Here is an 11,054-nt window from a genome sequence, read left to right as displayed (position 1 = left end):
AAGCACTAAAACCCAACATCGCATATCAAAAATGCTTATTTTAGTACTTAATCTTATGGTTATTGCTTCTTTGCTTGCTTCTGATTTTCCTTCGGAAAATCCTCGCACACAAAATCGCACTTTCCATATGCATAACCGTTAGTAATAATTAAAACAAAATCTGTAACCTAAACAAAAAACATCTAGTCTAACAAGAAAAACATCATATGAAAAAGTTTTTAAAAATTATAAAATGGTTGACAATTACAATCTTCACTATAATAGTTTTGTCCATTTTATATCTTCGTTTTTCAAGATTTTCGGACAAGATGATTTACCAAATGAATGGAACTAATTATGTCGAATTTAAATCAGAATTGAATTATGAAGAATTTTATTTTAATGTAGATAATGATGTAAAATTACACGGAGTTCTTTTTAAACCAGATTCAATTACATCTATAGGAACAATTTTTCATTATTCGGGAAAAGGAATGCATTTAATGTCTTCCGTTCAAGAATCTTACAAACCTCTTTTGAAAAAAGGTTTTCAAGTTTTTTGTTTTGAACGCAGAAATTTTGGAAAATCAAATGGAGAAGCGAATAATTCTTTGGTCTTGAAAAAAGATGCCTTATTCATTTTTGACAAAATTGCAGAGATGAATAATATTTCGGAAAAACCAATTGTAATTTGGGGGCAATCTTTAGGAGGTGCTTTTGCAACAATGACAGCTAGTGAAAGACAAGAAAAAGTAAAAGGGTTAATATTAGAAGGAACTTTTAGTTCATTTCCCGATATTGGAAAAGTTTATGCAAAAGCTCTGAATTTAGAAAACTTTAAATGGATTGTACCTTTATTGATGAACAATGACTTTCCTGCTATTAAAGAGATAAAAAAACTGAATATACCAACTATAATTTTACATAGTAAATCTGACCAGCAGGTTCCTTATGAATTAGGAAGAAATATATTTGATTCAGCAAACAAAAACAACACTACATTTTGGGATATTAACAGTAAACATATTATGGGAATTTATGATTATGAAGATAAATATGTAGGAGAATTTATTAAAATAATAGAAAAATAACTATTGCTAACAAAGCATAAAATTAATGGCTAGTTTTAGCCTACTTGGAAAATTCCTGCGGAATTTTCCGCTGGCAAGTTTCTATTTACTAAATTAGTGCTTAAACGCTCCACTAATACTATACGTAACCGTTGCCAGTAATGTAAACCAATCTTTATGCTGAAAGGATTATTTAAGAAAAAAACACCAGTCAAAAAGTTTATGGCTCATTTGGACAGAATTTTCCAAACCGAACCTGAATATTACAAAGAGCAATCTGAAAAAGACGGAATTGCTGGAGTTACAAGTATAGTTTATAAAAATGTTCCTGAAAAGGGAATGATAACTGGAATTACTTACGGACTCTCACTCAGAAATCATCCTGACTGGAAATTTGGAAGGCCTGAATTAATAATAACGGTTGACTCAAAAGATGCTTCTTGGGCTCAAGTCGCCGGATATTTAGCAAATAGTTTAAGAGGTAATTGTCCATTTAGTTATAGCAACACGATTAATTTCAAAGAAAAAATATCTAACGAATCTGAAATGGACGCATTTCTTGTCTTTGCACCATCCATTTTGGACAAAAAAGACTTTGCGAATATTGACATCGGATTGGGTTATAAAATAAACATTGCAGGACTTTATCCAATTTACGCATCTGAAATGGAATATATTGAGAAAAACGGACTTGAAAAGTTCTGGAAACATTCGGATTTTGATATGTACAACGTGAATAGAAAACGAATAACGAAATAAAAACACTACTGGCAACACAGTATAAAAATGAAAAAAGCAAAAAATTTTGGTTATGTTTTTCCATTTTGGGACATATTATAACCAAAAAAGTGATGATTCAAAAGTTGGGGTTATTAAAAACCACAAAAAAGATTATCAAAAAGATAAAGAATACTTTAAACAACTATTATTTCTTTAACAACCTCAAATGAATGTTGTAAATGAAAATACCTGTACATAATATTCAGTATAATGCAAAAACCATAACTTTACAGTATAAATAAAGGCTAAATAACCTTAATTACCTAGAAGTAATATTTCAGAACTAGACATCAGAATAATAAATAAACGTGACTTTTTTAAGTTTTAAGTGTCTAAAAGTTAGAATTACAAAAATAATTTCAAACTTTTTGTAACATTTTTATAGATATATACGTATAACTATTGAACGACCTATTTATTCATATTATAAATTACAGGAAACTTAGATGAGACAACTTAAAATTACGAAGCAGGTTACCAATAGAGAAACCGCATCGTTAGATAAATATTTACAAGAAATTGGTAAGGTAGATTTAATTACTGCTGATGAAGAGGTAGAATTAGCCCAACGTATTAAAGCAGGAGATCAAATTGCTTTAGAAAAGTTGACAAAAGCTAATTTACGTTTCGTAGTATCGGTAGCTAAACAATACCAAAACCAAGGACTTACATTACCCGATTTAATTAATGAAGGTAATTTAGGGTTAATTAAGGCGGCTCAACGTTTTGATGAAACTCGTGGTTTTAAATTTATATCGTATGCTGTTTGGTGGATTCGCCAATCGATTCTTCAAGCTTTAGCTGAACAATCTCGTATTGTACGTTTGCCCTTAAACAAAATTGGGTCTATAAACAAGATTAATAAAACATTTGCTTTTTTAGAGCAAAGTCATGAGCGCCCACCTTCTGCTGAAGAAATTGCAAAAGAATTAGACATGACAATTAACGATGTTAAAGAGTCTATGAAAAACTCTGGTCGCCACGTGAGTATGGATGCACCTTTAGTTGAAGGAGAAGATTCTAACTTATACGATGTATTAAATAGTGGAGAGTCTCCTAACCCAGATAGAGAGTTATTACACGAATCTTTACGTACTGAAATTGAACGTGCTTTAGAAACATTAACACCTCGTGAGGCTGATGTTATTCGTTTATACTTTGGTTTAGGAAACCAACACCCAATGACTTTAGAAGAAATTGGTGAAACATTCGATTTAACACGTGAACGTGTAAGACAAATTAAAGAAAAAGCAATTAGAAGATTAAAACATACTTCTAGAAGTAAAATATTAAAAACTTATTTAGGATAGTAATTTTTATTAAGAATTACGACTAAATTACAGTAACAAACAGTTACACATAACTGTTCGTTTTTTGATTGATGAAAGAACCCACGGCTGATTACCGTGGGTTCATTTTTTTTATACCTTTACCTTAAAACACTTCCATCATAAAAGAACTTTTATTTTTTAGTTTCTATCTACTCAAAAGAAAGAAACTAAAAAGACTTTTCTATATTTGCAAAAAACTTAAGAACACCTTTATAATGAATTCTAAACTAATAGCACCTTCTTTACTAGCCGCAGATTTTGGTAACTTACAACGAGACATTGAAATGGTTAACAAAAGTGATGCTGATTGGTTTCACATTGATGTTATGGATGGTCATTTTGTTCCGAACATTTCTTACGGAATGCCGGTTATACAAGCCATAAAAAAACACGCAACCAAACCTTTGGATGTTCATTTAATGATTGAAAAACCAGAACGCTACATTGAAGAGTTTGCTAAAGTTGGAGCCGATATTATCACAGTTCATTATGAATCTACAGTTCATTTACATAGAACACTTACACAAATTGAAAATGCTGGTTGTAAAGCAGGCGTTGTACTTAACTTAACAACTCCTATCTCTGTTTTAGAAGATATTTTACCTAAATGTTATATGGTATTATTAATGTCTATCAATCCTGGATTTGGTGGTCAACAATTTGAAGACATCACTTATAACAGAATACAGAAACTACGCAAAATGGCTAACGAGCAAGGTTTAAATACGCGCATAGAAATTGATGGTGGTGTGACAAATAAAAACATACAAAAACTAGTTGAAGCTGGAGCTGACACTTTTGTAGCAGGAAGCCACGTATTTAAAAGCAACAATCAAACTGAAACTATTAAAGAATTAAAAACAATTGCTAATTCTTAAACTATTGCTTTAAATAAAACTGTAACAAATCTGTAGTAGTTACAATTCCTGTTAAAATACCATTATCAACAACAGGTAATGCATGAAAGCCTCTAGTAGCTAAAATTTGAGTGGCCTGAGTTATTGTTGTTTCGCTATCTATAGTTTCCACATCTTTGGTCATTGCTTGTTCTATAGAGAACGAATTATAAACCACTGCGTTTACATTATAATCGTCTTGAGCAGCATCTGCTAAACTTATTTTTAACAAATCAGAATAACTTAACATACCTATTACAACATCTCTACTTACTACAGGTATATGCTTAATTCTATATTTATTGAACAGCATTTCTGCTCTTTCTAAATTATCGGTTCTTGTTAAAGCTATAACGTTTTTACTCATTATAGAAGACACAGGCGCTTTTTGATTCATGTTATGATAATTTATAAGGTTATAAACAAAACTAGTTTTTAATCTATAACAAATATCAGCTTAAAAAGAAGCTCAATTTTTTAATTATAGGAGTTAAAATTGACGTAATAAATATTTAATAAGATCGGTGGTAGTTACAATACCTACCAATCTATTTCTATCAACTACAGGTAGGGCATGAAATTCTTCTACAGCAAGTATTTTTGCTACATCTTTAATTGAATTAGATGAAGACACTGTAATTATTTGTTTTTTCATTACTTGGTCTATTGTAAACATATTATAAACCAAGACATCACTTGAATCATCAGAACTATTAGTAACATCTCCAAAACTTAATCGTAATAAATCTGTATAGCTAAGCATTCCAACTACAGCATTATCAGATACAACAGGAATATGTCTAATATGATTATGCTTAAAAAGATATTCAGCTTTTTCTAATTTGTCGGTAGTGTTTAATGTAATAACTGGCTCAGTCATTATCATTGAAATTGGTGCTTTCTTTATCATGACTTATATAATTTAGTTTTGTTATCACTAAAATTATAAAACTAAAACTCCAAAAAGTATGATAAAAGTCATGTTGCGATTTAATACCCATCTACATTAAAATTAAGCATCTGTTTAATTTTTCCGTAAATAAGGGGAAACTCTGATCTAAAATCTTGTGGGGTTTCTATGAAATTTTCTATAACTACTGCCAAAAACTCAAATTGATTGGTATATGCGTAACCTCTAAAATATTCCGATTTAGTTAATCTTTCTTTTAACCCTTCTTCTGAGGTTAATAATACAGACAATTCTTTAAAAGAATCCTTGAATATAGTTGAACTGATATCTCGATATTTAATACTATTTAAATGAATAGCATGTGTAAATTCATGAATACCAAGATTTAAATTATCATTATCAATTTTATACCCTTCTTGAAAATCTTCCCAAGAAAGCACTAGAGCTTTAAGCTTTGGGTTAAACTCTCCTTTATGATAAGCATCATTTGTTTTAGAATAAAATGCTTTAGTATATATTACAATTTTTGAAATAAGCCCTATATAAAAATCTCTAAAACCAAAGGTTAACATGACAGCAGTAGCGGAAATTAAAACTTTTTTTTCATCTGTAATAATCAACCCTTCCCTACTAATGAAATCTTTGTCTTTTATAAAAGATGCTACCCGATGTTCAAAATATTTTTTCTCTTTATCGTTAAGCTTTTTGTAAAATGAAAATTGTTCTTGTAGTATCCGTTTTTGAGTTTCATCTATCTTTCTTAAAGAGATATAAAAATGATTATATAGTGGCTTTTTATACTTTATCACATAACCCATTTCTATTAACCTAAAGGTATAATAGAAAACAATACATACTAATACAACTATCAAAATGCCTAACATGATTTTACTCGCATTTATATCAGGCTCAATTAAAATATATAACATAAAATTATAAACGTCTATTTAATTTCAAAAGTACAAGAACGCCTAATAATATTGACTGTAAATTATATTTTAATATAAATTCTTTCACTTACCCATTCAAAAAGATCTAATCTAGAACTGGTTTTAATGCGATAGAAATATCGTATTTACAAATATTTAATGATTTCAAACTGATTATAAAATGCTCGCTTTAAAAATAAAAATCTCTACGCCAATAACGTAGAGGTTCTTTATTGTCTTTTGACCTTACGAGACAGAGTTCAAACTTTTTGAATATAGATATTGATTTGATAATTAAGATACACTAAGAGAACTCGCTATCGAACACCCCTCAAAGCTCTGTTCTAAAAATAAAATTCCCTCTTAAAAATGCCTGAGCAAACTCAAGTATTTTTAAGAGGAAATTCATTTATTCGTGACCGCGAAGGGATTCGAACCCCCAACCCTCAGAGCCGAAATCTGATATTCTATCCAGTTGAACTACGCAGCCATTTCATTCCCACGTAAGGCAGGAATCTTTTTATGTGATATTAAATTTTTAAGCTAATTTTTGTCTAACAATTGTAGAAATAGTTTTTCCATCGGCTTGTCCTGCTAACTCTTGACTTACAATACCCATAACCTTCCCCATATCTTTCATACCTTCTGCTCCAACCTGATTGATTGTTGCCACCACCACTTTTTCTATTTCTTCTTCGCTTAATGCTTCTGGTAAAAACTGACTTATCACCTCTGCTTCTGCTAATTCTGGAGCCGCTAAATCTTCTCGCCCTTGTTCTAAATATATAGCAGCACTATCTTTACGTTGTTTTACTTGCTTTTGAAGTATTTTAAGCTCTTGATCTTCTGTTAAATCTTCTTTAGCACCGCTTTCTGTTTGTGCTAATAAAATCGCTGATTTTACTGCTCGTAAAGCTGTTAAAGCTGTTTGATTTTTAGATTTCATAGCTTCTTTAAGCGCCGACATTATATCTTGTTGTAAACTCATTGTATTCTTTATTTAATTGCGAAGATAAAAAATAGATTTCTGCCTTCGTAAGAATGGCAAAAATAATTAAATAAAAAAACCCGAAAAGTTGAGGGATACTTTTCGGGTTTATAACTAAGTAAGTCTAGTAATATTTTTAATCTACATTATCATGTAAAAACGAATTATTGTTTCTTAACTGCAAATCATCATTATCATCTAGCCCAATACTCGTTCTAGATAAATCTGTCTCTGATGAATGCTTAGCATCTTCTAAGTTTACACCTTGTCTTCTATAAGCCGGAACTTTCTCTATATCATCAATTTTTGCATTATTGAATTTATAATTAAAATCTTTCATCTTACGTCTGCGCTCTTCAGCACGTTCTTTAAGCAATTCAGAAATTGGACTATTCATAGGATCCACTTCTTCATTTACAGCCTCTTCAGTAGGGTTTTCATTAATAATTTTCTTTTCAAAAACAATTTCTTCTTCTACTTCTTCTAAAACCTCATTCGAAGATTTTTGTTTTTTATTTAAAGATGATTCTATTTCAGTATAATCATCCAACACGTAACGCACATCCCCTTCTTCATTAGTTTCATTAACCGTAATTAATTCTACATAATCATTTACAGGAATCTTTTTTACCTCGTCATCGGTTAACTCATATGATATTTTATCATCAGCTTTTTCAATTTCTTCTTTTTTAGGGGAAATTGGCAAATCGAATGTTAGGGTAATTTGTTGTTCTTCTTCAATGTAATCTGAAAGCAATTCAACATCACCTATATCTTCAACATCATCAGACATTCTAGTTACAGGCTTAATAATAAAATCCTCTTCTTCTTGCACATTAGCTGAAACTTCTTCATAAACCACATCTATATTTTTAATAATCTCTGATGTGGGAATTAAGTTTATATCTTCAAAAACCTCTTTTGAAACTTCTTTAGCTTCTATTTCTTTTCTTTCTGGAATTATTTCTTCCTCTTCTTCTATATCTAAAGTATGTCTTACAACTGGTGGCTCTTCTTTCTTTTCTAACTCTATAACTGGAGCAATAATAACAGGTTCACGATCTTGAGAAGCTAAATCTTGCTCTTCACTTAGTGAGTGTATAACTTTTTTAGTTTCGGTATTAGAAATTTCATCTTGTTGCTCAACATTAAATCCTGTAGCAATAATAGTAACAGCAATTGATTCTTCTAACGTTTCATCCTCACCAACACCCATAATAATATTAGCACCATGACCAGCTTCACTTTGAATATGATCATTTATTTCACCAATTTCATCAATAGTAATTTCATGAGAACCAGAAACAATTAGCAACAATACATTTTTAGCTCCGGTAATTTTATTATCATTTAATAATGGAGAATCTAAAGCTTTACGAATAGCATCTTGCGCACGATTTTGACCTGAAGCTAATGCTGAACCCATAATAGCAGTACCACTATTACTTAGAACCGTTTTAGCATCACGTAAATCGATGTTTTGTGTGTAATGGTGCGTAATAACTTCGGCTATACCACGAGCAGCGGTAGATAACACTTCGTCAGCTTTAGAAAACCCTGCTTTAAATCCAAGGTTCCCATACACTTCACGGAGTTTGTTATTATTTATAACAATTAAAGAATCTACAACACCTCTAAGTTTTTCAATTCCTTTTTGAGATTGTTCAATACGCATTTTTCCTTCAAACTGAAAAGGCATCGTTACAATTCCTACTGTTAAAATATCTAAATCTTTAGCCATTTTAGCAATAATTGGAGCAGCACCAGTACCTGTACCACCACCCATTCCTGCGGTAATAAAAACCATTTTAGTGTTTGTATCTAACATTTGTGAAATGTCATCAAAACTTTCAACTGCAGATTGCTCTCCAATATCAGGATTTGCGCCTGCTCCTAACCCTTCAGTTAAATTAAGACCTAACTGAATTTTGTTTGGAACACCACTATTTTGAAGTGCTTGTGCGTCTGTATTACAAACGTAAAAATCTACGCCTTTAATACCTTGTTGGAACATGTGGTTTATGGCATTACTACCACCACCTCCAACACCAATAACTTTAATTACATTTGATTGGTTCTTAGGTAAATCAAATGAGATGCTTTCGAATTCTTTTTTGCTGCTCATAAATTCTGTTTTACTGGGGTTTTATACTATATATTTTTTATTCAATGGATTTATCACTCTGCGTTATCTAAAAAATCTTTAACGCGCTCTGTTAACTTATCAAGGAATGAGCGTCTTTCCTTAACTGGTTTCTCTATAATTTCATCTTCTACTGATGTTTCTTCTACAATAGCTTGTTCTTCATCCTGCTCAATCTTCTTTCTTTCTTGACGTTTTAAGCCGTCTAATACTAACCCTACAGCTGTTGCGTATAACGGACTTGTTACATCTTCATCACTATCTCCAGCTAAATGCTCATTTGGATAACCTATTCTGGTATCCATTCCTGTTATATATTCTACTAATTGTTTTAAATGCTTTAATTGGCTACCACCTCCTGTTAAAACAATCCCTGCTATTAGTTTTTTCTTTTGCTCTTCGTGTCCGTAGTTTTTTATTTCAACATAAACTTGCTCTACAATTTCTACAACACGTGCATGTATAATTTTTGAGAGATTTTTAAGGGTAATCTCTTTTGGTTCTCTACCACGCAAACCTGGTATTGAAACAATTTCATTATCCTTATTTTCTCCTGGCCATGCCGAACCAAATTTCACTTTAAGTAACTCTGCTTGCTTTTCTATAATAGAACAACCTTCTTTTATATCTTCGGTAATCACATTTCCTCCAAAAGGAATCACTGCTGTATGACGAATAATACCATCTCTAAAAATGGCCAAATCGGTTGTTCCTCCTCCTATGTCAATTAATGCAACACCTGCTTCTTTTTCTTCCTGACTTAAAACTGCATTTGCAGAAGCTAATGGCTCTAACGTTATTCCTTCAAGATTTAAACCTGCACTTTGCACACAACGACCTATATTTCTAATAGAAGATACTTGCCCTACTACGACATGGAAATTAGCCTCTAAACGCCCCCCATACATTCCTATAGGTTCTTTTATTTCGGCTTGTCCATCAATCTTATATTCTTGTGGTAATACATGAATAATTTCTTCTCCAGGAAGCATCACTAATTTATGCACTTGGTTAATCAACCTATCAATATCATCATCATCTATAACCGTTTCAGAATTTGATCTAGTTATATAATCGCTATGTTGCAAACTACGAATATGCTGTCCTGCAATACCAACTGTTACACCTTCAATCTTAGTTGCTGCCGCAACCTCAGCTTCTTGAACAGCTTGCTGTATTGACTGAATAGTTTGTGTAATATTATTTACAACACCACGATGCACGCCTAAACTTTTAGACTTACCAATGCCGATAATTTCGAGTTTGCCGTATTCGTTTTTACGACCAATCATAGCCACAATTTTTGTGGTTCCTATGTCTAATCCTACTGCTATATTATGCTCCATGGTTTATATTTTGGTACATATTACTTGGTTGCCAAATTGTAAATTGACTTTACTATAATTATTAAGCGCTTTCTCCTTTTGCTTTTTTTGATAAAACGCTTTTAAATTATTTATTTTCTTATCTAAAAAATTCACATCACCTAATTGCACTAAAAATCTACATTGTCTCAATTTTAAAGAAATCTTGTTATTGATATCCTGATGAATCTCAATAACATTTTTTTTTAAAAAGTCATCTGTTTTAATTTTTATTGCAACTGTATAGACGTTTTCTAAATTATTTTTTTCAATATAACCAGTAACCAGTGGCACTCTTGCAGAATAATTATTTGACAAAGGCATGTAAGAACCTTCATCATCAATATAATATGACGCATTTGTACTAACTCTAGCAACAGGTGTCTTTTGCTCTATTTTGGCGTTAAGCAAGCCATTAACAGCAACATACACTTCTGCAGTTTTTATCATTGGATTAGATTTGAGGGCATTCTCTAACTTATTCAAATCTAAAGTTTCTTTAGACACGTTTTTAACTGTCCCGTAATTTTGTATTAACAATTTACTAACAGTTTCATTTGTTATAAAAAGATTGTCTTCACCAATAAATTTCACATTAGGATTAGCTACTTTTCTATTCATATTTCTGCTTGAAGCAAAAGCAAACAAAAAGACCACTAAACCT

The 11,054-nt window shown here is 31.3% G+C and carries 11 protein-coding genes and 1 tRNA gene; 4 read left to right on the top strand and 8 right to left on the bottom strand.

What is annotated here, in order from left to right:
* The first annotated feature begins 320 nt into the window (after positions 1 to 320).
* The 4 genes from ACH5TX_RS02080 (at position 321) to rpe (ending at position 4,038) form a co-directional block, all read left to right on the top strand.
* Entirely contained in the window at positions 321 to 1,070 is a 750-nt protein-coding gene (locus ACH5TX_RS02080; protein ID WP_439337897.1) for an alpha/beta hydrolase, read from the top strand.
* A gap of 156 nt (positions 1,071 to 1,226) precedes the next feature.
* A complete protein-coding gene (locus ACH5TX_RS02075) occupies positions 1,227 to 1,808 on the top strand; it encodes a suppressor of fused domain protein (RefSeq protein WP_439337896.1) in 582 nt (193 codons plus the stop codon).
* 467 nt (positions 1,809 to 2,275) lie between these two features.
* Positions 2,276 to 3,139 (top strand): sigma-70 family RNA polymerase sigma factor, encoded by an 864-nt coding sequence (locus tag ACH5TX_RS02070; RefSeq protein ID WP_034041378.1) that lies wholly within the window; start codon positions 2,276 to 2,278, stop codon positions 3,137 to 3,139.
* Positions 3,140 to 3,375: 236 nt separating this feature from the next.
* A complete protein-coding gene (gene rpe, locus ACH5TX_RS02065) occupies positions 3,376 to 4,038 on the top strand; it encodes a ribulose-phosphate 3-epimerase (RefSeq protein ID WP_439337895.1) in 663 nt (220 codons plus the stop codon).
* Position 4,039: 1 nt separating this feature from the next.
* Here rpe and ACH5TX_RS02060 read toward each other — a convergent pair whose 3' ends face one another.
* The 8 genes from ACH5TX_RS02060 to ACH5TX_RS02025 form a co-directional block, all read right to left on the bottom strand.
* On the bottom strand, positions 4,040 to 4,453 hold the full coding sequence (locus ACH5TX_RS02060) for a CBS domain-containing protein (RefSeq protein WP_439337894.1): 414 nt from the start codon (positions 4,451 to 4,453) through the stop codon (positions 4,040 to 4,042).
* A 93-nt stretch (positions 4,454 to 4,546) separates the two neighbouring features.
* The gene (locus ACH5TX_RS02055; RefSeq protein ID WP_439337893.1) at positions 4,547 to 4,966 is read right to left on the bottom strand and encodes a CBS domain-containing protein; all 420 of its coding nucleotides are present in this window, start codon (positions 4,964 to 4,966) and stop codon (positions 4,547 to 4,549) included.
* An 80-nt stretch (positions 4,967 to 5,046) separates the two neighbouring features.
* Positions 5,047 to 5,895 (bottom strand): zinc-dependent peptidase, encoded by an 849-nt coding sequence (locus ACH5TX_RS02050; RefSeq protein ID WP_439337892.1) that lies wholly within the window; start codon positions 5,893 to 5,895, stop codon positions 5,047 to 5,049.
* A gap of 416 nt (positions 5,896 to 6,311) precedes the next feature.
* Positions 6,312 to 6,385: transfer RNA gene (locus tag ACH5TX_RS02045), tRNA-Arg, on the bottom strand.
* Between the two features lie 48 nt (positions 6,386 to 6,433).
* The gene (locus ACH5TX_RS02040) at positions 6,434 to 6,883 is read right to left on the bottom strand and encodes a GatB/YqeY domain-containing protein (protein WP_439337891.1); all 450 of its coding nucleotides are present in this window, start codon (positions 6,881 to 6,883) and stop codon (positions 6,434 to 6,436) included.
* Positions 6,884 to 7,019: 136 nt separating this feature from the next.
* A complete protein-coding gene (ftsZ, locus tag ACH5TX_RS02035) occupies positions 7,020 to 9,008 on the bottom strand; it encodes a cell division protein FtsZ (protein ID WP_439337890.1) in 1,989 nt (662 codons plus the stop codon).
* A 53-nt stretch (positions 9,009 to 9,061) separates the two neighbouring features.
* Positions 9,062 to 10,372, bottom strand: a complete 1,311-nt coding sequence (gene ftsA / locus ACH5TX_RS02030; protein ID WP_439337889.1) for a cell division protein FtsA — start codon at positions 10,370 to 10,372, stop codon at positions 9,062 to 9,064.
* Between the two features lie 3 nt (positions 10,373 to 10,375).
* Positions 10,376 to 11,011, bottom strand: coding sequence for a cell division protein FtsQ/DivIB (locus ACH5TX_RS02025; RefSeq protein ID WP_439337888.1), 636 nt, complete (start codon positions 11,009 to 11,011; stop codon positions 10,376 to 10,378).
* Positions 11,012 to 11,054: the final 43 nt, after the last annotated feature.

Source organism: Thalassobellus citreus (assembly GCF_044385915.1).
GTDB classification, from domain to species: domain Bacteria; phylum Bacteroidota; class Bacteroidia; order Flavobacteriales; family Flavobacteriaceae; genus Thalassobellus; species Thalassobellus citreus.
This window is presented reverse-complemented; position numbering and strand designations above follow the sequence as displayed.

Bases quoted from the DNA above. Each gene is read 5' to 3' on its own strand.
- ACH5TX_RS02080 (WP_439337897.1), top strand. From the start codon at position 321: ATGAATGGAACTAATTATGTCGAATTTAAATCAGAATTGAATTATGAA.
- ACH5TX_RS02075 (WP_439337896.1), top strand. From the start codon at position 1,227: ATGCTGAAAGGATTATTTAAGAAAAAAACACCAGTCAAAAAGTTTATG.
- ACH5TX_RS02070 (WP_034041378.1), top strand. From the start codon at position 2,276: ATGAGACAACTTAAAATTACGAAGCAGGTTACCAATAGAGAAACCGCA.
- rpe (WP_439337895.1), top strand. From the start codon at position 3,376: ATGAATTCTAAACTAATAGCACCTTCTTTACTAGCCGCAGATTTTGGT.
- ACH5TX_RS02060 (WP_439337894.1), bottom strand. From the start codon at position 4,453: ATGAATCAAAAAGCGCCTGTGTCTTCTATAATGAGTAAAAACGTTATA.
- ACH5TX_RS02055 (WP_439337893.1), bottom strand. From the start codon at position 4,966: ATGATAAAGAAAGCACCAATTTCAATGATAATGACTGAGCCAGTTATT.
- ACH5TX_RS02050 (WP_439337892.1), bottom strand. From the start codon at position 5,895: ATGTTATATATTTTAATTGAGCCTGATATAAATGCGAGTAAAATCATG.
- ACH5TX_RS02040 (WP_439337891.1), bottom strand. From the start codon at position 6,883: ATGAGTTTACAACAAGATATAATGTCGGCGCTTAAAGAAGCTATGAAA.
- ftsZ (WP_439337890.1), bottom strand. From the start codon at position 9,008: ATGAGCAGCAAAAAAGAATTCGAAAGCATCTCATTTGATTTACCTAAG.
- ftsA (WP_439337889.1), bottom strand. From the start codon at position 10,372: ATGGAGCATAATATAGCAGTAGGATTAGACATAGGAACCACAAAAATT.
- ACH5TX_RS02025 (WP_439337888.1), bottom strand. From the start codon at position 11,011: ATGAATAGAAAAGTAGCTAATCCTAATGTGAAATTTATTGGTGAAGAC.